The 21,411-nt window shown below is 68.5% G+C and carries 17 protein-coding genes, 1 tRNA gene and 3 riboswitches; of the genes, 2 read left to right on the forward strand and 16 right to left on the reverse strand.

Features of this window, described 5'->3' with window-relative positions; all coding sequences use genetic code 11:
• Positions 1–77: 77 nt before the first annotated feature.
• From sucD to pcrA, 4 genes are all read right to left on the reverse strand, one after another.
• The gene (gene sucD / locus AC5RUH_RS05235) at positions 78–998 is read right to left on the reverse strand and encodes a succinate--CoA ligase subunit alpha (RefSeq protein WP_494001752.1); all 921 of its coding nucleotides are present in this window, start codon (positions 996–998) and stop codon (positions 78–80) included.
• 18 nt (positions 999–1,016) lie between these two features.
• Positions 1,017–2,180, reverse strand: coding sequence for an ADP-forming succinate--CoA ligase subunit beta (gene sucC, locus AC5RUH_RS05240; RefSeq protein WP_494073387.1), 1,164 nt, complete (start codon positions 2,178–2,180; stop codon positions 1,017–1,019).
• Positions 2,181–2,401: 221 nt separating this feature from the next.
• Positions 2,402–3,496, reverse strand: a complete 1,095-nt coding sequence (locus AC5RUH_RS05245) for a mechanosensitive ion channel family protein (protein ID WP_494128084.1) — start codon at positions 3,494–3,496, stop codon at positions 2,402–2,404.
• A gap of 49 nt (positions 3,497–3,545) precedes the next feature.
• Complete coding sequence (pcrA, locus tag AC5RUH_RS05250; protein ID WP_494023414.1) at positions 3,546–5,942, reverse strand: DNA helicase PcrA; 2,397 nt, start codon at positions 5,940–5,942, stop codon at positions 3,546–3,548.
• Positions 5,943–6,038: 96 nt separating this feature from the next.
• On the opposite strand from pcrA, the gene AC5RUH_RS05255 reads away from it, so the two are divergent.
• Complete coding sequence (locus AC5RUH_RS05255; RefSeq protein WP_494128085.1) at positions 6,039–6,695, forward strand: hypothetical protein; 657 nt, start codon at positions 6,039–6,041, stop codon at positions 6,693–6,695.
• A gap of 17 nt (positions 6,696–6,712) precedes the next feature.
• A tRNA-Arg gene (locus AC5RUH_RS05260) sits at positions 6,713–6,785 on the forward strand.
• A 420-nt stretch (positions 6,786–7,205) separates the two neighbouring features.
• Here the strand turns inward: AC5RUH_RS05260 and AC5RUH_RS05265 are convergent.
• From AC5RUH_RS05265 to AC5RUH_RS05320, 12 genes are all read right to left on the reverse strand, one after another.
• Positions 7,206–8,435, reverse strand: a complete 1,230-nt coding sequence (locus AC5RUH_RS05265; RefSeq protein WP_494076786.1) for an ROK family transcriptional regulator — start codon at positions 8,433–8,435, stop codon at positions 7,206–7,208.
• A gap of 114 nt (positions 8,436–8,549) precedes the next feature.
• Entirely contained in the window at positions 8,550–10,430 is a 1,881-nt protein-coding gene (locus AC5RUH_RS05270) for an ABC transporter ATP-binding protein (protein WP_494128086.1), read from the reverse strand.
• Positions 10,431–10,630: 200 nt separating this feature from the next.
• Positions 10,631–12,940: an FdhF/YdeP family oxidoreductase gene (locus AC5RUH_RS05275; protein ID WP_494023410.1), complete on the reverse strand. Its 2,310-nt coding sequence runs from the start codon at positions 12,938–12,940 to the stop codon at positions 10,631–10,633.
• Between the two features lie 51 nt (positions 12,941–12,991).
• The gene (fdhD, locus tag AC5RUH_RS05280; protein WP_494128087.1) at positions 12,992–13,876 is read right to left on the reverse strand and encodes a formate dehydrogenase accessory sulfurtransferase FdhD; all 885 of its coding nucleotides are present in this window, start codon (positions 13,874–13,876) and stop codon (positions 12,992–12,994) included.
• Between the two features lie 97 nt (positions 13,877–13,973).
• The gene (locus AC5RUH_RS05285; protein WP_494128088.1) at positions 13,974–15,143 is read right to left on the reverse strand and encodes a molybdopterin molybdotransferase MoeA; all 1,170 of its coding nucleotides are present in this window, start codon (positions 15,141–15,143) and stop codon (positions 13,974–13,976) included.
• Positions 15,140–15,418: a DUF6457 domain-containing protein gene (locus AC5RUH_RS05290; RefSeq protein ID WP_494128089.1), complete on the reverse strand. Its 279-nt coding sequence runs from the start codon at positions 15,416–15,418 to the stop codon at positions 15,140–15,142. The genes AC5RUH_RS05285 and AC5RUH_RS05290 overlap by 4 nt, the downstream gene beginning before the upstream one ends.
• 50 nt (positions 15,419–15,468) lie before the next feature.
• The gene (gene mobA / locus AC5RUH_RS05295) at positions 15,469–16,176 is read right to left on the reverse strand and encodes a molybdenum cofactor guanylyltransferase (RefSeq protein WP_494128090.1); all 708 of its coding nucleotides are present in this window, start codon (positions 16,174–16,176) and stop codon (positions 15,469–15,471) included.
• Positions 16,173–16,673 carry an HNH endonuclease gene (locus tag AC5RUH_RS05300; protein ID WP_493979388.1) on the reverse strand — a complete coding sequence of 167 codons (501 nt, stop codon included), beginning with the start codon at positions 16,671–16,673 and terminating at the stop codon, positions 16,173–16,175. The genes mobA and AC5RUH_RS05300 overlap by 4 nt, the downstream gene beginning before the upstream one ends.
• A 317-nt stretch (positions 16,674–16,990) precedes the next feature.
• A complete protein-coding gene (locus AC5RUH_RS05305; RefSeq protein WP_494128091.1) occupies positions 16,991–17,785 on the reverse strand; it encodes an NlpC/P60 family protein in 795 nt (264 codons plus the stop codon).
• A gap of 4 nt (positions 17,786–17,789) precedes the next feature.
• A riboswitch (cyclic di-AMP (ydaO/yuaA leader) is annotated at positions 17,790–17,958 on the reverse strand.
• 542 nt (positions 17,959–18,500) lie between these two features.
• Positions 18,501–19,124, reverse strand: a complete 624-nt coding sequence (locus tag AC5RUH_RS05310) for an NlpC/P60 family protein (protein ID WP_494026290.1) — start codon at positions 19,122–19,124, stop codon at positions 18,501–18,503.
• A gap of 103 nt (positions 19,125–19,227) precedes the next feature.
• Positions 19,228–19,400: riboswitch (cyclic di-AMP (ydaO/yuaA leader) on the reverse strand.
• Positions 19,401–19,517: 117 nt separating this feature from the next.
• On the reverse strand, positions 19,518–20,114 hold the full coding sequence (locus tag AC5RUH_RS05315) for a M23 family metallopeptidase (protein WP_494014679.1): 597 nt from the start codon (positions 20,112–20,114) through the stop codon (positions 19,518–19,520).
• A gap of 177 nt (positions 20,115–20,291) precedes the next feature.
• Positions 20,292–20,505, reverse strand: a riboswitch (cyclic di-AMP (ydaO/yuaA leader).
• Positions 20,506–20,604: 99 nt separating this feature from the next.
• Complete coding sequence (locus AC5RUH_RS05320) at positions 20,605–21,300, reverse strand: iron-dependent transcriptional repressor DtxR (RefSeq protein ID WP_494001767.1); 696 nt, start codon at positions 21,298–21,300, stop codon at positions 20,605–20,607.
• Positions 21,301–21,411: the final 111 nt, after the last annotated feature.

The raw sequence follows: 21,411 nt of genomic DNA on the forward strand, positions 1-21,411 counted from the left end.
GTCGCCGCGGCGGCCGGGAACGGGCGAAGCCCGCCACCTTGTGCAGGTGGCGGGCCTCGATGCCGTAGGCGGAGGGCCTAGAGGCTGGACGGTGCCTCGTGGTCCGGGTAGACCTCGCGCAGCAGGTGCGCGGTCTCGGACGGGGTCTTGCCGACCTTCACGCCCGCGGCCTCGAGGGCCTCCTTCTTGGCCTGGGCCGTGCCGGAGGAGCCGGAGACGATGGCGCCGGCGTGGCCCATGGTCTTGCCCTCAGGCGCGGTGAAGCCGGCCACGTAGCCGACGACCGGCTTGGTGACGTTGGCCTTGATGTACTCGGCGGCGCGCTCCTCGGCGTCGCCGCCGATTTCGCCGATCATCACGATCGCCTTGGTTTCCGGATCGGCCTCGAACGCGGCCAGGGCGTCGATGTGGGTGGTGCCGATGACCGGGTCGCCGCCGATGCCGATGGCGGTGGAGAAGCCGAGGTCGCGCAGTTCGTACATCATCTGGTAGGTCAGCGTGCCGGACTTGGAGACCAGGCCCACGCCGCCCTTGCCGGTGATGTTCGCCGGGGTGATGCCCACCAGCGACTCGCCGGGCGTGATGATGCCCGGGCAGTTCGGGCCGATGATGCGGGTGATCTGGTTGCCGTCGGAGTCCTTCTTGGACTGTGCCAGCGCCCAGAACTCGGCGGAGTCCTGCACCGGCACGCCCTCGGTGATCACCACGACGAGGCCGATTTCGGCCTCGATGGCCTCGACCACGGCGTCCTTGGTGAAGGCCGGCGGGACGAAGACGATGGAGACGTCGGCGCCGGTCTCGGTGACGGCTTCCTTGACGGTGCCGAAGACCGGCAGGGTCTTCTCGCCGTGGGTGACGGTGGTGCCGGCCTTGCGCGCGTTCACGCCGCCAACGATGTTGGTGCCGGCGTGCAGCATGCGCGCCGTGTGCTTGGAGCCTTCGCCACCGGTGATGCCCTGGACGATGACCTTCGAGTCCTTGTTGATGAAGATAGACATGTTTTAGTTCCTCGGTCCTTAGGCGTTGGCCAGCTCGGCGGCCTTGTCGGCGCCCTGGTCCATGGTCAGGGCCAGGGTGACCAGCGGGTGGTTGGCGTTGAGCAGGATCTGCCGGCCTTCGTCGACATTGTTGCCGTCGAGGCGGACAACCAGCGGCTTGCTGGCCTTCTCGCCCAGGATTTCCAGGGCCTTGACGATGCCGTTTGCCACGGCGTCGCAGGCGGTGATGCCGCCGAAGACGTTCACGAACACGCTCTTGACCTGCTCGTCGTTGAGGATGACGTCCAGGCCGGCGGCCATGACCTCGGCCGAGGCGCCGCCGCCGATGTCCAGGAAGTTGGCGGGCTTGACGTTGCCGTGCTTCTCGCCGGCGTAGGCGACGACATCCAGGGTGGACATGACCAGGCCCGCGCCGTTGCCGATGATGCCGACCTGTCCGTCAAGCTTGACGTAGTTCAGGTCCAGTTCCTTGGCCTTGGCCTCGAGCGGATCCGCGGCGTCCTTGTCCTCGAGCTCCTCGTGGCCGGGCTGGCGGAAGGAGGCGTTCTCGTCCAGCGAGACTTTGCCGTCCAGGGCGACGATGTCGCCGGCGCCGGTCTTGACCAGCGGGTTGACCTCCACCAGGGTGGCGTCTTCCTTGATGAACACGTCCCAGAGCTTGACGATGACCTCGGCGACCTTGGGGCGAAGGTCTTCGGCGAAGCCGGCCTCGGCAACGATTTCGTCGGCCTTGGCCTGGTCGATGCCCACGGCCGGGTCGATGGCAACCTTGGCCAGGGCGTCCGGGCGCTCCACGGCCAGCTGCTCGATCTCCATGCCGCCCTCCACCGAGCACATGGCCAGGTAGTTGCGGTTGGCGCGATCCAGCAGCACGGAGAAGTAGTACTCCTCGGCGATGTCGGCGCCCTGCGCGATCATGACCTTCTTGACCGTGTGGCCCTTGATGTCCATGCCGAGGATGTTGGAGGCGTATTCGAATGCCTCGTCCGGGGTCTTGGCAACCTTGACGCCACCGGCCTTGCCGCGGCCTCCGACCTTCACCTGAGCCTTGACGACAACTACGCCGCCAATTTTCTCAGCAGCTGCCTTGGCTTCTTCTGGGGTGTACGCAACGATTCCAGCCAGCACGGGTACTCCGTGTGCCTCGAAGAGATCGCGCGCCTGGTATTCATACAGGTCCACGGGTTGTGTCCTTCTACGTCGAAGTCGTTTCTGACTCGGAGCGGCGTCCGCGGTTGGCCGTGGCGGTGACCACGGACGGTGAGCGGATGCCTGCAGTGCTCCATGGGGAACTCTAGCCCCTTTGGCCTCGGGCGCCGGTCCCAGAGTACCGCTTTAGTGGGCAAGGGCACACTTCTACGACTTGTAGAAGTGTCCGGCTTTGAGGTATCGGCGCCGTGAACCTAATTCTTGCCGCCGGCTCCCGTCTGATCCACGACGGCGGTGTTCCCGCCTTGGGCGGCCGGCCCGCCCTGCGCGGCAGCGTCCCCGCCCTGCGCGGTGCTTCCCCCGCCCTGAGCTGCGGCTGCTGCCGGTGCACTGCCCCTGATCACGGTCTGGTTCAGCAGCGGAATGCGCAGGCCTTCCTCGGCCAACGCTTCCTTGAGCCGGGCCCGCATCTTGCGCGCGATTGCCCACTGTTCCAGCGGCTTCGTGCGGATGGCCAAACGGATCACCACGGATTCGCCGGTCAGTGCCTCCACACCCCAGACCTCCGGATCGTCCAAAATCAGCCTGCGGTTGTCCTCGTCCATGCGCAGTTCCATGGCTGTCTTGAGGATCAACTCGGAGACCTTCTCCACATCGGAGTCGTACGGCACCGGGATGTCCAGCACCGCCCGCGCCCAGCCCTGCGAGGAGTTACCCACCCGCAGGATCTCCCCGTTGCGAACGTGCCACAGCGTGCCGTCCACGGCGCGCACCTGCGTGACCCGCAGACCGACCGACTCCACGGTGCCGGAGGCCTCGCCCAAGTCGACCACGTCACCGATGCCGTACTGGTCTTCGGCCACCATGAACAGCCCGGACAGGTAGTCCTTGACCAGGGTCTGGGCGCCAAAACCAATGGCGACGCCGGCAATACCGGCACTGGCCAGTACCGGGCCAAGATTGAATTCCAGCTCCGTGAGCACCATCAACGCGGTGACGCTGGCCAGCACGATGGTGGTGATCGAACGCAGCACCGATCCGATCGTCTTCGAGCGCTGGGCGCGGCGCACCGCGGCAATCGGCGAGTCCTGAATCAGCCAGTAGCGCGGGTCTTTCGTGTTCTTGGGCGCTGCAGGGTCGAATTTGTCCAGCTTGGCGGTCTCGCCGTCGGCGATCTTTCCCGTGACGCGTTTGATCACCATCCGCAGCACAATGTTCAGCAGGAATCCACCCAGCAGGATCAGCGAAACGCGCAGCGGCTTGTCAAGCCAAAAATCGGGGGTTGCCAGCCGTTCCAAAGTCCTGATGTCCACGTGGTCCATGGATAAGAACGGTAAGCGCCCCGTCATGCCGCTGCCAAATGCGCCGACGCAAACGTGGCGCATCTCCCAGCGGGGATCAGCCCATCTTGGTCAGCGGCGCATAGCGCAGCAGCAGCCGCTTCTCGCCGGCGTCGAATTTGACCTTGGCCACCGTCTTGTCGCCGGCTCCTTCGAGGCCCAGGACGGTCCCGTTGCCGAAGCTCGCGTGGTTGACCTTGTCGCCGATGGACAGCGCGATGACTTCCTTCTGCGGCTGCACCCGTCCAGCCCGGGTCTTGGCGCTGGTGATCGACGGCGCCGATCCCCGCATGTTGCTGATGTCCTGGCTGCCCGAGGTCCCGGCACCCCAGTGCGATCCCGAGTAGCGGCTGGACCCGAAGCTGCCCGCGGAGGCAAAGGTCGGGCGGGCTGTGCCTTCGCGTTTCCAGTCGATGAGTTCGGCCGGCACCTCTTCGATGAACTGGCTGGCCGGATTGAACTGGCTCTGGCCCCACATGCTGCGGGACTCGGACCGGGTCAGGTACAGCCGCTGGCGGGCGCGGGTCAGGCCGACGTAGGCCAACCGGCGCTCTTCGGCCAGCTCCGTCGGGTCGGTCATGGAGCGCTGGTGCGGGAAGATTCCGTGTTCCATGCCGGTGAGGAAGACCACCGGAAACTCCAGTCCCTTGGCGGTATGCAGCGTCATCAGCGTCACCACGCCCTGGTCCTGGGCCAGCCGTGCCGCCTCGCTGTCCGGGGCGTCTGGCACCTGGTCCGCGTCGGCCACCAGCGCCACCTGTTCCAGGAATTCGGACAGCGACCCTTCCGGGTTGTCCCGTTCGTATTCGCGCACCACGGCCACGAGTTCGGCCAGGTTTTCCACGCGGGATTCATCCTGCGGGTCGCTGCTCTGGCGCAGCATCGCCAGGTAGCCGGTCTGCTCCAGCACGGCCTCCAGCGCGGCCGCCGCACCGGACCCGGCGGCCACCTCGGCCAGGTCGTCGATGAGCTTCACGAAGCCGGCGACCGCGTTCACCGACCGGGTGGCCATGCCGGGCGCCTCCTCCGCCCGGCGCAGCGCGTCCATGAACGAGATCCGGTCCCGTTCCGCGAGCGCCGCGACGGCGTACTCGGCCCGGTCGCCGATCCCGCGCTTCGGTTCGTTGAGGATGCGGCGCAGGTTGACGACGTCGTCCGGGTTGGCCAGGACCCGCAGGTAGGCCAGCGCGTCCTTGATCTCCTTGCGTTCGTAGAAGCGGGTGCCGCCGACTACCTTGTAGGGCAGCCCCACCCGGACCAACAAGTCCTCGATGGACCGGGACTGGGCGTTGGTCCGGTAGAAAATGGCGATGTCGCCGGGGCGGATGCCCTCGGAGTCCTGCAGCCGGTCGATCTCCCCGGTGATGAAGCGGGCCTCGTCGTGCTCGTTCTCGCCCACGTAGCCGATGATCTTCTCGCCGTCGCCCTCGGCGGTCCAGAGCCGCTTGGCCGGGCGGTCGGGGTTCCGGGAGATCACCGAGTTGGCCGCGGTGAGGATGGTCTGGGTCGACCGGTAGTTCTGTTCCAGCAGGATGGTGCGCGCGCTGGCGTAGTCCTTCTCGAAATCGACGATGTTGCGCACGTCGGCCCCGCGGAAGGCGTAGATGGACTGGTCCGAGTCGCCCACCACGGTTAGTTCGCCGGCCGGAACCGACCCGTCCTCGGACTCCCGGGTCAGCTCGCGCACCAGCCGGTACTGGGCATGGTTGGTGTCCTGGTATTCGTCCACCAGCACGTGGCGGAACCGCCGGCGGTACGAGTCCGCAATCGCCGGGAACGCCTGGAAAATGAAGACAACCTGCGCGATCAGGTCGTCGAAGTCCATGGCGTTGGCCTGGCGCATACGCTGGGTGTAACCGGTGTAGACCGAGGCCACCGCCTGCTCGAACGGATCCGAATAGTTGGCGGTGGAGGCGAAGGACTCGTCGTCAATCAGTTCATTCTTCAGCGCCGAGATCTTGTGCTGGATGGACTTGGGCGGGAAGCGCTTCGGGTCCAGGTCCAGCCCCTTGGCCACCTGGCTGACCATCCGCAGCGTGTCCGCCGAGTCGTAGATGGAGAAGTTGGAGTTCAACCCCACGTGCTTGGCTTCGCGGCGCAGGATCTTCACGCAGGATGAGTGGAACGTGGAAATCCACATCCGCTTGGCCGAGTCCCCCACCAGCGACTCGATCCGCTCCCGCATCTCCGCGGCGGCCTTGTTCGTGAAGGTGATGGCGAGGATCTCTCCCGGCCGTGCGCGGCGGGTGGCGAGCAGGTACGCGATGCGATGGCTGAGCACCCGGGTCTTGCCGGATCCGGCGCCGGCGACGATCAGCAGCGGGGAGCCGGCATGCTTGACCGCCTCTTCCTGCTGCGGGTTCAGCCCCGAGAGCAGCTCTTCGGCGCCGGGCAGATGCGGAGCGGGCGGAGAGGCAACATGCGGGTCGAACGCCGGGTCGGTGAGGAAATCCATGGTCCCCTAAGTCTATTAGCCACCACCGACACTGCGGGACGCCGGCGGCGACTTCCGCCCACGGCCGACGCAGGAGCGCCCCGGCATAATGGTTGTATGTCCAAAACCCCAGCACAGCGCGCGAAGAAACACGGTGCGGCGGCGGCCCCAGCCCCCGGCAGCAGCGCCGCCGCGAGGCCTGCCGTTCCCGGCAGCACCCGGTCGCCCCAGCGCGCTGCCGGCAACGCGAACCTGATCGTCATCGCCGGGGCCGCGGCCTCGGCCTTTCTGTTCGGCTACTCGTTCCTGCTGGTGATGCCGCAGTTCTCCCAGCTGACCGGGGGGCTGGCCATGCCGGACACGCTCATCGGCGGATACTCCACCGAGTACGTCCAGCAGGTGCGCACCGCGTTCGGCGAAGACGGTGCCGGGCAATACAACTACTGGCACAAGACAGCCGACACCCTCTTCCCGCTGCTGTTCGGCTTCACGTGGCTGATCCTGCTGGGGCAGCAGATCCGCCGCCCCGGCTGGCGCTGGCTCGCCTGGTCCGTCGTCGTGCTTTACGTGGCAGCGGATCTGGGGGAAAATCTCGCCGTCGACGCCATGCTGGCCACGGACCCGGTCGGCGACGCGTCACTGGCGAGCTTCCTCACCGTCGCCAAGTCCGTCCTGTTCGGGCTGAGCCTGGTCGCCGCCGTCGTCGCGGTCTTCACCCGTAAACCCCGGCCTGCCGGAGACTCGGCCGCCGCACCGGCGGGCGGCGCCGTTTAAGCTAAGCTTTTGGCGTTGCCCCCGTAGCTCAGGGGATAGAGCACCGCTCTCCTAAAGCGGGTGTCGGCAGTTCGAATCTGCCCGGGGGCACTTCACCGCCGGCCCTGCCGGCGAAATGCGGCGGACGTGCCCGGCCCGTTAATCAGGGCAGCCGACCGCCGCCTGTGCAACCCCCCACGGAAGCACAGACGGTAGCCGGCTGTAGTGCCTTCCACCAAAGCGGCCGGGAATTCCCGTCAGCCGGGACCGCCGGTTCCGGTTCTTCCCGTTCGCCGGAGCCAGCAGCATCTTCCCGCCGCCTGTTGGCCGACGGCCGAGCCGTTCCCCTGAAGCACGTGAGCCGATGAAGGGACCGTTCATTTTCCCGCAGCGTGAGCACTCCAGGCACTGCCGTCACCATATATCTAAATCGATTGGATTTAATAAAGCAACTCCTGAACCGGTCAGGGCGGCGGCCCGGTCCGATGACGCCGACGTCGCTGTGTGAACCGCACCCCTGCCCGCGTCCGGCTAGCCCCCTAGGATCAACCCGCTGGCCTTGGGCGACAGCGCGTCATCCAGCACCAGGCAGGCGCCGCCGATGGCCCCCACCTCGAAGCCCAGCGGGGACGACACCACGTCAACCTCGTGGATCGCCCGCGACACAAACCGTTTGTTAATTTCCTCCCGCAGAATGGGCAGCGCAAGCTCGTCCAAGCCGTCCCACAGCGGGCCGCCAAAGATGACCCGGTCCACGTCCAGGATGTTGGCCACCTGCCCCACGGTTCCGCCCAGCAACCCGGCGGCCCGGCCGATGATCGCCGCGGCCGCCGGCTCCCCCTCGCTGGCCATGCGGCAGAGCGTGACGATCCTTTCGGTGGCCTGATGGCGGTCCCCCAGCTCGGCGCCGGCCGGGAAGATGCCGGCCTCCACGGCCTGCCGGAACAGCGTGCCGAAGTTCAGCGCCATGCCCACGCAGGTGCGTTTCCCGCAGTCGCACAGCGGGACCTCCGCCTCCACCGGAAAATGGCCGATCTCCCCGATATTGCTGGAGGCGCCGCGCAGCACCTGTCCGTCGAGCACGATGCCGGCGCCCAGGCCCGTGCCCAGGTAAACGAACACAAAGTTCTCGGGCTCCCGCCGTCCGCTGGCCCACAGTTCCGCCACCGCCGCGGCCGTCGTGTCCTTGTCCATCAGCACCGGCAGGCCCGTCAGGTCGCGCAGGGGTTCGCGCAGCGGCACCGAGGTCCACTCGCGCATCATCGGCGGATCCACCACCATCCCTTCGGCCGCGTCGATCGGCCCGGGCGCGGCCAGGCCGATGCCCAGGATGCGGTGGCGTTCGATCCCGGAAGCGGCGATGAGCGCCTCCGTCGCGGCGGCCATGGCGGCGGCCATCCCGTCCGGCTGGCCTGCGGCGGGGACGTCGTGCCGGGCACGCGCCACCACCTCGCCGTCGAGGTTCAGCATCACCAAGGTCATGACCACGGGGTCGAGGTGGATGCCGATCGCGAGCCGGCTGGAAAGTTCCAGCTGCAGGACGGTGCGCGGTTTGCCGGGCCCGCTGACCGTCTTGCGGTCCTCGCGCACCAGGCCCTCGTCCACCAGCCGGCGCACCACGTTGGAGATGGTCTGCGGGGACAGCCCGGTGCTCTCCACCAGTTCCACCCGGGCGATTCCCCCGCGGGCACGCCGAATGGCGTTAAGGATCACGGCCTGGTTGTAGCCGCCCAGGCGGCCCAGGTTGGTTCCGCGCTGCATTGCACCCGCTTTCCACTTCTTCGACGTGTGGGACCCAGAGCAACTCTAGTCATTGAACGGGCGGACCACACCCGCCACCCGGCCACCCTCCCGGCGCCGGCCGGACCGCCGCACTCAGGCCAGACCGGCCACCCGGGTATCGCTGAGGAACTGGGTCCGGTACAGCTCGGCGTAGCGGCCCTCCAAGGCCAGCAGTTCAGCGTGCGTGCCCTGCTCCGCAATCCGGCCGCCCTCAATGACCAGGATCCGGTCGGCGGAGCGCACGGTGGACAGCCGGTGGGCAATGACGACGGCGGTGCGACCCTCGAGTGCCTCGCTGAGCGCCGCCTGCACGGCGGCTTCGTTGGTGGAGTCCAAGGCCGCCGTCGCCTCATCCAGGATCACCACGCGGGGATGGCCCAGCAGCAGCCGGGCGATGGTCATCCGCTGCCGCTCGCCGCCGGAGAGGCGGTAGCCGCGCTCCCCCACCATGGTGTCCAGGCCGTCCGGCAGGGAACGGATCAGGTCCTGCAGCCGGGCGCGGCGCAGGACGTCCCATATCTCGTCGTCGCTGGCCTCCGGCCGGGCCAGCAGCAGGTTGGAGCGGATGGTCTCGTGGAACAGGTGTCCGTCCTGGGTCACCATGCCGATGGTTCCGCGCAGCGCCTCGAAGCTCAGGTCACGGACATCGGTGCCGGAAAGCTCGACGGAACCGGAGTCCACGTCGTACAGGCGGGCCAACAACTGGGCCATGGTGGATTTTCCGGCCCCCGAGGAGCCCACCAGCGCCACCGTCTGGCCCGGCTCCACCCGGAAGCTGATCCCGTGCAGCACCTCCTCGCCGCCGCGGGCGTCGAGGGTCGCGACCTCCTCCAGCGAGGCCAGCGACACCTTGTCGGCGGACGGGTAGGCGAACCGCACGTCCTTGAACTCGACGGAGACCGGGCCCGGCGGCACCGCAGCGGCGTCGTCCTTTTCGGTAATCAGGGGCTTCAGGTCCAGCACCTCGAAGACGCGCTCGAAGCTGACCAGGGCGCTGGAGATCTCCACCCGGGCGTTCGCCAGGGCCGTGAGCGGCGCGTACAGGCGGGTGAGCAGGAGCGCCAGCGTCACCACCTCGCCCGGATCCAGCTGGCCGATGATGGCGTAGAAACCGCCGAGCCCGTAGACCAGGGCCAGGGCCAGCGCGGACACCAGGGTGAGCGCCGTGACGAACACCCACTGCATCACCGCGGTCTTGATGCCGATGTCGCGGACCCGCTGGGCCCGGAGCTTGAACTCGCGGGATTCGTCGGCGGGCCGGCCGAACAGCTTGACCAGCGTGGCCCCGGGCGCGGAGAACCGTTCGGTCATTTGCGTGCTCATGGCGGCGTTGTGGTCGGCGGTCTCCCGGCGCAGTTCGGCGAGCCGGCTGCCCATCCGGCGGGCCGGCAGCAGGAACACCGGCAGCAACAGCAGCGCCAGCAGGGTGACCTGCCAGGAGGTGTTCAGCATGACGATCAGCGTGAGGATCAGCGCCACGAGGTTGCTCACCACGCCGGAAAGCGTTCCCGCAAAGGCCCGCTGCGCCCCGATGACGTCGTTGTTCAGCCGGCTGACCAGCGCGCCGGTGCGGGTGCGCATGAAGAAGGCGATCGGCATCTTCTGGACGTGGTCGAACACGGCGGTGCGCAGGTCCAGGATGATGTCCTCGCCCAGCCCGGAGGAAATCCACCGGGTCACCATGCTGAGCCCGGCGTCGGCGATGGCCACCAGGGCGATGACGACGGCGAGCCAGATCACTACCTCGACGCCGGTCCTGGCCACGATCGCGTCCACGACCCGGCCGGCGAGAACCGGCGTGGCAACGGCCAGCGTGGCGGTCACCACCGAGAGCAGCACAAAGACAGCAATCTTGCCCTTGTAGGGCGCGGCGAACGCAAAGGTCCGGCGGACAGTCTCCCGCGAGAAGGACTTCTGCTCCTTCGAGTGCGAAAGCCGGTACAGCGAACTCCAGGCTGCCCCTTCCATGGACATGATGGCTCCTAACGGCTGATGGTGCTACTGCCACCCTAGAACCAATCCGCACGCCCTGGTGTTCCTGCCCGCGGCCATGCGGCCGGAAGCTGTCCGGAATTGCGGGCGGGCAGGCAAAGGCGCCGGCCTGACGGGTGCAGGACCGGCGCCGCCCCCGGCCCGCCCGGCGCCGCCCCCGGCCCGCCCGGCCACGCCCGGCGTCAGCTGAGCTGCTTCTCCTCGTGCGGGACGAAGCGGACCGTCATCGCCTTAAAGCCCGGCGTGTTGGACTCCCGTGCCACCAGGTCCCGGTGCACCAGGGCGTTGGCCTCCGGGAAGTAGGCGGCCGCACAGCCCCGCGCCGTCGGGTAGGACACCAGGCGGAACTCGTCCGCGCGGCGCTCGGTGCCCTTGAACGTGCTGATCACGTCCACCAGGTCGCGGTCGGCGAAGCCCAGTTCGGCCAGGTCATCGGGGTGCACCAGGATGACCCGCCGTCCGTTGGAGATGCCCCGGTAGCGGTCGTCCAGGCCGTAGAACGTGGTGTTGTACTGGTCGTGGCTGCGGATGGTCTGCAGGATCAGGTGTCCCTCGGGCGCCTCCAGGTACTCCAGCGGGCTGACCGTGAACCGCGCCTTGCCGATGTCGGTGGCGAAGGAGCGCGTGTCGCGCGGCGGGTTCGGCAGCACAAAGCCGCTCTTGTTCCGGATCCGGGTGTTGAAGTCCTCGAACCCCGGCAGCACGCGGGAGATGTGGTCCCGGATCACGTCGTAGTCCTCGGCCATCGCCCGCCAATCCACCGGGTGGTCGTCGCCGAAGGTGGCCTGGGCCATCCGCGCGATGATCACCGGTTCGGCCAGCAGGTGCTCGCTGACCGGCTCCAGCCGGCCCTGGGTGGACCGGACGACGGACATGGAGTCTTCCACCGAGAGGAACTGCGCACCCTTCGGGTGCTTGTCGTCCCGGTCGGTGCGGCCCAGCGTCGGCAGGATCAGCGACGTCTTCCCGTGCACCACGTGGGAGCGGTTGGGTTTGGTGGAGACATGCACGGTCAGGCCGGCCTTCTTCATCCCGCTCTCGAGCAGCTCGGTCTCCGAGTTCGCCAGCGCGAAGTTGCCGCCCATGGAGACGAAGACGTCGACCTTGTCCTCGTGGAAGCGGTCGATCGCCTCGGTGGAATCGACGCCGTGCTCGCGCGGCGAGGTGATGCCGAACTCCTTGTCCAGCGCCGCCAGCAGCCACTCCTTGGGCTTCTCCCAGATGCCCATGGTGCGGTCGCCCTGGACGTTGGAGTGGCCGCGGACCGGGCAGGCACCTGCGCCGGGCTTGCCGAAGTTGCCCTGGAGCAGCAGCAGGTTCACGATCTCGCGCAGGGTATCGACCGAGTGCGGCTGCTGGGTCAAACCCAGCGCCCAGCAGATGATGGTGGCCTTGGACTTGGCCAGCAGCCCGGCGACCTTGGCGATCTCCAGCCGCGACAGCCCGGTGGCCTTCTCGGTTTCGGTCCAGTCGACGTGCCGGCGGGCTTCGACGTACTCCTCGAAACCTTCGGTGTTCGCGTCGATGAACGCTTTGTCCACGACGGTGCCCGGGGCGCGGCCTTCTTCTTCGAGCAGCAGGTGTCCCAGCGCCTGGAAGAGGGCGAGGTCCCCGCCCACCTTGATCTGCAGGAATTCGTCGGCCAGCGCGGTGCCGCCGCGCAGCAGCCCGTCCACCGACTGCGGGTCCTTGAACGCCATCAGGCCGGTTTCGGGCAGCGGGTTCACTGCCACGATAGTGCCGCCGTTGTCCTTGCACTCCTTGAGCGCGGAGAGCATGCGCGGGTGGTTGGTCCCGGGGTTCTGGCCGACCACGAAGATCAGTTCGGAGTGGTGGATGTCCTCCAGCGACACGGTGCCCTTGCCGATGCCGATGGTCGGGTTCAGGGCGCTGCCGGAGGATTCGTGGCACATGTTGGAGCAGTCCGGCAGGTTGTTGGTGCCCAGCGAGCGTGCGAACAGCTGGTACATGAACGCGGTCTCGTTGGCGGTCCGGCCCGAGGTGTAGAACACGCAGCGGTCCGGCGTCGTGGCCCTGATGCGTTCGCCAATCAGGCTGAACGCGTCCGCCCACGAGATCGGCGAATAGTGCGTCTCCCCCTCGCGGATGATGACCGGCTCGGTGATCCGGCCCTGCTGGCCCAGCCAGTACTCGGTCTTCGTCGAGAGCTCTTCGATGGAGTGGCGCGCCCAGAACTCGGGCGTGACGGTGCGCTTCGTGTTCTCCTCTGCCACCGCCTTGGCGCCGTTTTCGCAGAACTCGGCCGGCTTGCGCGGACCGGTGATGGATTCGGGCCAGGCGCACCCCGGGCAGTCGAAGCCCCCGCGCTGGTTGATCCGCAGCAGCGACCGGGCGGTGCGGGAGACGCCGGCCTGTTCGATGCCGCGCTCCAACGCAACCTTCACCGCCGGAATACCGGCGGCGACCTTCTTCGGTTCCTTGACCTTCAGGGTGCTTTCATCAATGTCATTCACGGGTGCCGGACGAGTCATGCCCCTAATGTATCCCGGCTCACACCGGTTCCCCGACTCACCCGGCGCGTCTCACACGAAATTCCCGACGGCGGCGCCCACCCGCCCCGGGTGGGCGTACACGTTAATGCTGCGGCCGCGGCTGAAGCCGGCCAGTGTCAGTCCCACCTTTTCCGCCAGCTCGACGGCGAGCGAGGACGGCGCGCTCACGGCCGACAGGACGGGGATCCCCGCGAGATAGGCCTTCTGGACCAATTCGAACGAGGCGCGCCCGGAGACCTGCAGCACCGTGTTGCGCAGCGGCAGCCGCCCCTCGCGCAGCGCCCAACCCACCACCTTGTCCACCGCGTTGTGCCGGCCCACGTCTTCGCGCAGGCAGAGCAGTTCGCCCGCGACGCTGAATAGCCCGGCGGCGTGGACGCCGCCGGTGCGCTCGAACACCTGCTGCCGTTCGCGCAGCCGGTCCGGCAACTGCAGCAGAATCTCCAGCGGCACTTCGCCGCCGGCACCGGTGCCGTCCGCGCCCGGGGAGGCTCCGCCGTCGTCATGGTGCAGCGGGAAGCGCGAGCGCTTCGTCACGGCGTCGATCGAGGCGGTGCCGCAGATGCCGCACGCGCTGCTGGTGACCACCTGCCGGTCAAGCCGCGGATCCGGCAGCGCCACCCCCGGCGCCAACTGGGCCTCCACCACGTTGAAGGTCTGCCGCCCGTCCTCGTCCTCGCCGGCACAGAAGCGCATCGAGACGAGATGTTCGGGCGACCAGATGACGCCCTCGGAGACCAGGAAGCCGGCCACCAGGTCGAAGTCGTCGCCCGGGGTGCGCATGGTGATGGAGAACGCGCGGCCGGCCAGCCGGATCTCCAGCGGCTCTTCCACCGCCATCACGTCCTCGCGGCGGCGCGCCGGCGCATCGAGACTGAGTTTGAGCACCTTGCGGCGCTGCGTCAAGCGGCCCATGAAGTTCTCCTCTACTGCCTGTAACAAGGGTAAGGCAGCCACACGGCTGCGCGCGGCGGGCGCAGCCGCGGGGCCGGCTGCGGGCGGGGAGCGCCGTTTACCAGGGCAGCTCGAGGGCCGGCAACTGCTCGCCGGGCTCTGCGCCGGCGGCCGGCACCACCATCACGCCGTCAGCGGCCGCCAGTCCCCGCATCATCGCCGAACCGATGCGGTCCGCGGGGACGGCACCGCCATCCGGCGACCGGCCGTAGGGCACCAGCCGGTCCTGGTCGTGCAGCGGTGGCATGGCTGTTCCGGCGGGCACGGTGCGCAGCGGGGCCAGCGGCCGGCCGGTCATCCCGGCCAGCAGCGGAGCCGCCAGGGTCAGGAGCGCCATCATGGCGGCCAGCGGATTGCCCGGCAGGCCCACCAGCAGCCGCCCGTCGGCCAGCCGGGCCAGCAGCGCCGGATGCCCCGGACGCATCCGGATGGACGGAATCAGGATCGTGGCCGCGTCCGCGTCCAGCACCCGGCGCAGATGATCGGCCGAGGAGTGGCCCGTTCCGCCGGTGGTGACCACGACGTCGCCGCCGCAGCCGGCGATGGCTTCCGCGGTGGCCGCGAAGTCGTCGGGCAGCCTCCGGCTGTCCATCACCTGGCCGCCGAGCCGGGCGATGATGGCCGGCAGCGTGGGCCCGAACGTGTCCCGGACCCGGCCCGGCGCGGGAATGCCGGAGGTGACCACCTCGTCGCCGGTGAGCAGCAGGGCTACCTGCGGCACGGGGGCAACGGGGAGCGCGTCGTGGCCGCACACAGCCGCGACGGCCAGATGCGCCGGGGTCAGCACGGTGCCGGCGGAGACTACAACGGCGCCGGCGGCGGTCTCCTCGCCAGCCGGGCGGATGTGCCGCCCGGGGGCCAGTTCCCGCGCGTCGGTACCCGCGCACAGCTGAAGCCGGCCAGTCGCCGCGGTGCCGCATTCGCTGCGCAGCACGCTGTCCGTGCCTTCGGGGATCAGCCCGCCGGTGACGACCGGGGCGGCCAGCCCCGGCCGCAGGTCGCTGCCGGCCGGCACCAACTGCCACGGCCCCGTGCCGGCAACGGCCCAGCCGTCCATGGCGGAGGAAGCGTAGTGCGGGACCGGCACCAGCGCCGTCAGGTCGTGGGCAAGCGTGCGGCCGGCACAGGCGGCCAGCTCCACCTTCGCGGGATCGGGCCGCCCCGCCTCCCGGCCCGCGGCATAGGCGGCTCTGCGGGCGTCGTCCCAGCGCAGTCCGGAGCCACTCACTCCTGCACTGCGCCGTGCCGGCGCGCCACTTCGTCGGCCACCCTGGATGCGGCGCGCATGGCCACCTCGGGTGTTGCCTGTCCGGTGGCGGCCGCCAGACCGGCCGCGTAGCCCACCACGAACGTGGTCAGCGGCGCCGCCGGTCGAATCACGCTGTGCGCCGCGACGCCGGCCAGCCCCAGCACCGCGTCGATGTCCACCGGCGTGTCTTCGATTTCCAGCGCCTGGAGCAGTTCGCTGACATACGGGGAGAGTAGTTCGTCCGCTCCGGACACAGTGGCCTCCGATCCGCCCGTGCGCGGGCTCGTACAACGTTTGCTTCAGGCTACGGGGCGGGCCGAACAATGCCAAAGCGGCCGGCGTCCTGCCACGTGTCGACGTCGGAGGTGTGGCCCCCTGACGGGCCCTCGAGCCTGATCTCGGCGGCGGACAGCCCGCCGAGCAGCCGCCTGACCGGCTGGCCGGCCAGCCCGGCCGCTCCCCCGGCGTTCCGCACCGCGGCCTCCAGCGCTGCGCTGTCCGCGCAGCAAGCCAGCGGCTGCTGTTTGCCGTCGGCGTCGACCGGGATCCAGAGCCTGGCCTCCGGCCGGCCGACGGCGTGGCGCAGCAGCAATTCCGGCAGCCCGGCCAGCATCGGCATGTCGCAGGCGAAGAGCAGCGTGAACGGCGCCCGCGCTGAGGCCCCGCCGTCGTCGTCCCGTAACAGCGCCTGGACGGAGGCACCGCCGTCGTCGTCCCGTAACAGCGCTTGAATCCCCGCCGCGATGCCCGCTGCCGGGCCGGAGAACGGCGGGTCCTCCCGGGTGAGCGTCAGCCGCAGCGGCTGCGGGACCAGGGTGCGGCGGAAAGCTTCCACTTCCTCGGACAGGTCGTCGGGGCCGACGACGGAGATCCGCCGGGCCCCCCGGACGGCCTCCAGCGTGCGGCGCAACAGGGTGGACCCCTCGAGCCGCAACAGTGCCTTGGGGCTGCCGCCCAGGCGCGAGGACCGGCCGCCGGCCAGCACGACGGCGTCGAAAAGCGGAGCGGTCACGCGGCGGTATGGGTGTCGAGGAACTGGCTCCAGGCCGGGGCTGGACGGTCCAGGTCGCGGATCCGCCAGCGGGCGCCGCTGGGCGGCCGGGGCGTGAAGCGCAGGCTCCAGCCCATCTGGGCCAGCGTGCGGTCGCCCTTGGCGTTGTTGCAGCGCAGGCAGCAAGCCACCAGATTCTCCCAACTGTCTTCTCCCCCGCGGGACCGGGGCTTGACGTGGTCCACCGTGGTGGCTGTCTTCCCGCAGTAGGCGCAGAGGTGGTTGTCGCGGCGCAGGACGCCGCGGCGGGTCACCGCGGTGTCCTTGTTGTACGGCATCTTAATGTAGCGGTTGAGCAGGATGACCGAGGGGCGGCCCAGTATGTCGTTGGGGCCGACGACGGGGTCCCCGTCTTCGGCGATCACGCTGGCTTTGCCGGTGAGCACAAGAAGCAGCGCCCGGCGGAAGGTGACAACCGCCAGGGGTTCGTAACCAGCATTCAGAACGAGTGTGCGCATGCACATTCCTCTAGGTCTGGCCAACCCGACCGGTGCTTCAGATCCCGGTCCGGGACTGGATTTTCTGCACTGACAGTCAAAGAGTATGACGGCGAGTGCGTTCCGCGCTAACTTTTTCACCGCCCGTGGGCCATAGGAATGATGCCGCGGGCGGTCCGGTGGCGCGGCGACGGACACCCGCGGGGCCCACCTTGGGCCGTGGCGAGACCGGTCCGCGCAGGCGCCTAACCTCCTGACAACGCCGCCGGCCCCGGTGCGCGCGCTGGGCGTGCACCGGGGCCGGCGGGACGGTCGCTGTGGACCGGGAAGGCTGTTGCCTAGTTGACGCGGATGGCTACGTAGCCGGATCCGACGTCCGCGCTGGCCAGTGCCGTGGTGTAACCGGTCCAGCCGCCGTGGATGGCCTGGCCGTTGCCCACGTAGATGGCGATGTGCGCAACACCTGCTCCGCCGTCGGAGTAGTAGAGCAGATCGCCCGGCTGCGGGGTGGAAACCTGGGTGCCGTAGCTGAAGAACTGTGCGGGTGCGAGGTCCCCCACCGAGAAACCGGCGGCGCGCAGGGCCTTCTCCACCATGGCGGTGCAGTCCTGCGAGATGCCGATCTGGCCGTACGCGGAGGACACCAGCGTGGAGGCCACGCCGCTGGCGGAAGCTTCGGCCTTCGCCGGGGCTGCCTTGGCTGCGGGAACGGCGGCGGCTGCCTTGACCTCGACCGCGGGAGCGGCGGCCTGGACGGCGCCCTGTGCGGTGTCTGCGGCCTCCTCGACGACCGGGGCCACTTCCTCGGCCACGGCTTCGACGACAGGCTCGGGCTCCGGGGCCGGAGTGGACTTGATGGCGGGACGCGAGAAAGTCAGCTCCACGGCACTCGAAGCCTGGACGGTGTCCACCTGCACGCGGCTGGGTACGGACACGGTGGATGCGGTGCGTTCGATGGAGGTTGACTGCGCGGGAACCGCGGCGGTCAGGGCCAGTCCGGACGCGGCAGCGATCACGGCTGCCGAGCGACCCATGGATCCGGCATTGGACGAGACGGCTTTGGAAATCGTCTCCAGCGGGTTGGTGCGGACGGAAACGGCGCGGTGGCGCCCCGTAGCGGTGTCATTGAACACGTTAAAGGCCTCTCCCAATGCCTGCGAGGTGAGCTGTCGGATTCGGATGGGAGTGCATCCGGCCGCAGCCCTCCCCGGCAATGCCTGAGAGTGCTGGCGACTTAACCCCAAGGGTTCCTGTACGGAACCCGAATTTGGTTCCCCCGCCTCTGCCCGCGAAGTTTTTTGCGAACGGACTCCGGACGGTGGCAGAGCTCGGCAATCCACCCGGAGGTCCCAGCCGTTTGGCAACTGGCACGCGTTAGAGCGTATACGATCAATCACGCATTGTCACATTCTGATCACGGCGTGGTGATGTTTTGATTACGACAGCCCTCGGAGCCCTGCTTCCTGACGGTTCCGGGACGGGGCTGGTACGAAAGGTGCACCGTGCGTTTCGGGGCTGCGCACACGTTCCAAGCGCCGTTGTCGCGCGGGTCTTCCGAACGGGTCATCCGCGCCCGTTTCCGAGCAGAGGTTCCGCGCGGCTCCGGACCCGACTTCGCGCACGGGTCTTCCGCGCGCCGACCGGACCCCTTCTTCGCGCCACTCCTGGGCAGGTCTGCCGCGCGCTGTGTCCGCGCGCCGCTCCGGACCCGTCTTCGCGCGCCGGTTCCGTGCCGTCTTCGCGCGCCGCACCCGCGCCCCGTTTCCACCCAGGTCCTCCGCACGCCGTTTTTAACGCCCGCAGCGCGCCCCGAAGGACGCGCCGCGAGAAGGCCGTGACAGGAAGTGCTTAGCCCGCCGGACGGATGAAGACCGGGCCGGAGCCGATGTAGGCGCTGCCCAAGACAGTGCTGTAGCCCGCCCACCCGCCGTGGACCGCCTGGCCGTTGCCGACGTAGATGGCCACGTGGGCCACGCCGGCACCGCCGTTGGCGTAGTAGATGATGTCGCCGGGCTGCGGGGTGGCCACCTGTGTGCCGTAGGCAAAGAACTGCGCCGGGGCGAGGTCGCCCACCGCGAAGCCTGCCGCGCGCAGGGCGTTCTCGACCAGGGCCGTGCAGTCCTGGGCGACCCCGATCTGTCCGTAGGCGGCCGCGACGATGGCGCCGGCGGCTCCGCTGGCGGCAGCCTCGCCGGCCTTCTTGACGGTCTTGGTTTCGTTCGACCCGGCGTCGTTGCCGGTCGTGGGGTTGATCTCGTTGGAGACGGCCTGGACAACCGGCTCCGGTGCGGGGGTTGAGGTGATCCCCGCGCGTTCGAAGGTCAGCTTCACGGCTGCGGAGGCCTGCACGGCCTCCACCTGCACGCGGGCCGGGGCCTCGACCCCTCGGTCAGCGCTGACAGCCTGGGCCGGGATGGTACCGGTCAGAACCAAGCCGGTAGCGGCGGCGATCACCGCACCCTGACGTCCCATGGTTCCCGCATTCGCGGACACAGCCTTGGAAATCGTCTCAAGCGGGCTCGTGCGGACGGGGGTCGCACGATGGCGGCCCGCAGTAATGCTCTTGGACACGGTCTGTACCTCTCCCAAATGCCTGCGAAGTGAGCTGTCGGGTTCGGATGGGAGTTCATCCGGCCGGTCGGCTGCGGGCTGGTGGCCCAGGCCTGATCGGCTTTACCCCAAGGACACCGTGCGATGTCCGGGAAGTGGTTCCCCCGCCTCTGCCATGCGATTCGGTGCGAACGAACTTCGGGCGACGGCAGAGTTCGGCATTCCGCCCGAAGGTGCCAGCCTGTTGACGACTGGCACGGGTGAAACCTTATAACAGTTTGCGGGATGTGTCACGTTCCGATTACGGCGTGTTCATCACAGCCAGCCGGTGGGGTCCACCAGCTTGTCGTTGACCATCACTTCGAAGTGGAGGTGGCAGCCGGTTGAGGCGCCGGTGGTGCCGCTCTGGCCCACCATCTCCCCGCGCTGCACGGTGGCACCGACGGACGTGTCAATGGTGCTCAGGTGGTTGTAGGTGGTCTTCAGGCCGTTGCCGTGGTCCACCACGATCCGGTTACCGCCGCCGCCGACCTGGAAGCCCGCCTCGATGACGGTTCCGCCGGCCGCTGCGTGGACCGGGGTGCCGCAGGCTGCTCCATAGTCCTGGCCGGTGTGCAGCTCCCCGGCGTAGCCGGTGATGGGGCTGACGCGGTAGCCGAACGGCGACGTCATGGTCAGCTCGTCCATCGGCTGCGAGAGGGAGCCTTCGCTGCTGACGACCTTGGCATTGCTGCCCGAGGCGACCATGACCTGCTTCAGCTTCGTGTCCGGGTCGAATTTGCTGGTCAGGCCGGCACGCTCGAACGTCAGCCGGGCTTCGGTGGCGGCGGAGATGCTGCTGGCGGCCGGGGCATCCTGCGGGGCGTCGGCGGTGGCGCCGGCCGTCGTCGGCAGCATCACGGTCAGTGCCATCCCGGAGGCGGCTGCAACGATCGCTGTCTTATGCCCGACGTCGCGCGCGGCTGCTGCTACCGGAGACGGCGCCGGCTGGGCGCGGCGTCGGCCGGGCGTTGCGGCACGAGGGCGTGAGTGTTCGGCCGGGGCGGTTGAACGGCGCCGTCCCGAGGCTTTGTGTCCTGCCAAAATTCTGTTACCTCTCCCAAAGCGCCTGCGAAGTTAGCTGTCGGATTCGAGTCAAGAGAAAACTCGGCCACACCGCACAGAGCGCCGGTGGAACGATTCACCGAGGCTTTGCCCGCTGCGGCTTCACCCCAAGGCAGCGAACAAACTGCCGCTTGGTGGGTCCTCCGCCCCTGTCTCACGGATACACGCCTCCGCCGACAGGGTTCGGCTTGCGAAGGGTGTGGGAATCGATGTCTCGATGCCCGGGTCAACTATACGTAAAACTCCCCGAAAGTAATAAATCCGTTATCCGGGGTGCGTGTTTTCAAGGGTCAACGTTTCATCGCATTGATACAAAGATGTGCGCGGCGACTTCCGGCGGCAGCTCCAAGGCCCCTTCGATCCCCGGCACGCGCACGGAGATGTACTCGCCGGCGGTCTCCAGCTGAAGGCTGGCGCCCGGCTTCAAACCGCCCTCTTCCAGCTGGAGCAACAGTTCCGGTTCCACCTGGATGGGCTCCGCCAGCCTGACGATGCTCACCTCTTTGTCGGACGTGTAGCTGCCCATGGCCTGCGCCAGATTGAGCACGCCGGTGGTGAACTCTTCGGCCGGCTGGCCCCCGAGCGCTTCCAGGCCGGGGATGGGGTTGCCGTACGGCGAAACCGTCGGCCTGCCCAACAGTTCGTAGAGCCGCTGCTCCACCCGCTCGCTCATCACGTGCTCCCAGCGGCAGGCCTCGTCATGCACGTAGGCCCAGTCCAGTCCGATGACGTCGGAGAGCAGCCGCTCGGCCAGTCGGTGCTTGCGCATCACTTCGGTGGCTTTACGCCGGCCCAGCTCGGTCAGTTCCAGATGCCTGTCGCCGGTGACGACCACGAGTCCGTCCCGCTCCATCCGCCCGATCGTCTGCGACACGGTCGGGCCCGAGTGGCGCAGCCGCTCGGCGATCCGGGCGCGCAGCGCGACGATGTTCTCTTCTTCGAGCTCGAGGATAGTGCGCAGGTACATCTCGGTAGTGTCGATGAGATCAGTCAATGGCTTCTTGCTCCTCGGCGCGGTGAAAAGGCTGCTCCAGCAGCATGCATGAGGGTGTTTTCCCCTCCCCAGCCTAGCCTGTTTTCCTTGCCGGACCGGCAGCTTCGCCGC

This window comes from Arthrobacter sp. Y3223166, from assembly GCF_059090935.1.

Bases quoted from the DNA above. Each gene is read 5' to 3' on its own strand.
- AC5RUH_RS05310 (WP_494026290.1), bottom strand. From the start codon at position 19,124: ATGGGACGTCAGGGTGCGGTGATCGCCGCCGCTACCGGCTTGGTTCTG.
- AC5RUH_RS05255 (WP_494128085.1), top strand. From the start codon at position 6,039: ATGTCCAAAACCCCAGCACAGCGCGCGAAGAAACACGGTGCGGCGGCG.
- AC5RUH_RS05265 (WP_494076786.1), bottom strand. From the start codon at position 8,435: ATGCAGCGCGGAACCAACCTGGGCCGCCTGGGCGGCTACAACCAGGCC.
- sucD (WP_494001752.1), bottom strand. From the start codon at position 998: ATGTCTATCTTCATCAACAAGGACTCGAAGGTCATCGTCCAGGGCATC.
- AC5RUH_RS05275 (WP_494023410.1), bottom strand. From the start codon at position 12,940: ATGACTCGTCCGGCACCCGTGAATGACATTGATGAAAGCACCCTGAAG.
- fdhD (WP_494128087.1), bottom strand. From the start codon at position 13,876: ATGGGCCGCTTGACGCAGCGCCGCAAGGTGCTCAAACTCAGTCTCGAT.
- AC5RUH_RS05270 (WP_494128086.1), bottom strand. From the start codon at position 10,430: ATGTCCATGGAAGGGGCAGCCTGGAGTTCGCTGTACCGGCTTTCGCAC.
- pcrA (WP_494023414.1), bottom strand. From the start codon at position 5,942: ATGGATTTCCTCACCGACCCGGCGTTCGACCCGCATGTTGCCTCTCCG.
- AC5RUH_RS05315 (WP_494014679.1), bottom strand. From the start codon at position 20,114: ATGGCACTGACCGTGATGCTGCCGACGACGGCCGGCGCCACCGCCGAC.
- AC5RUH_RS05245 (WP_494128084.1), bottom strand. From the start codon at position 3,496: ATGACGGGGCGCTTACCGTTCTTATCCATGGACCACGTGGACATCAGG.
- AC5RUH_RS05300 (WP_493979388.1), bottom strand. From the start codon at position 16,673: ATGCGCACACTCGTTCTGAATGCTGGTTACGAACCCCTGGCGGTTGTC.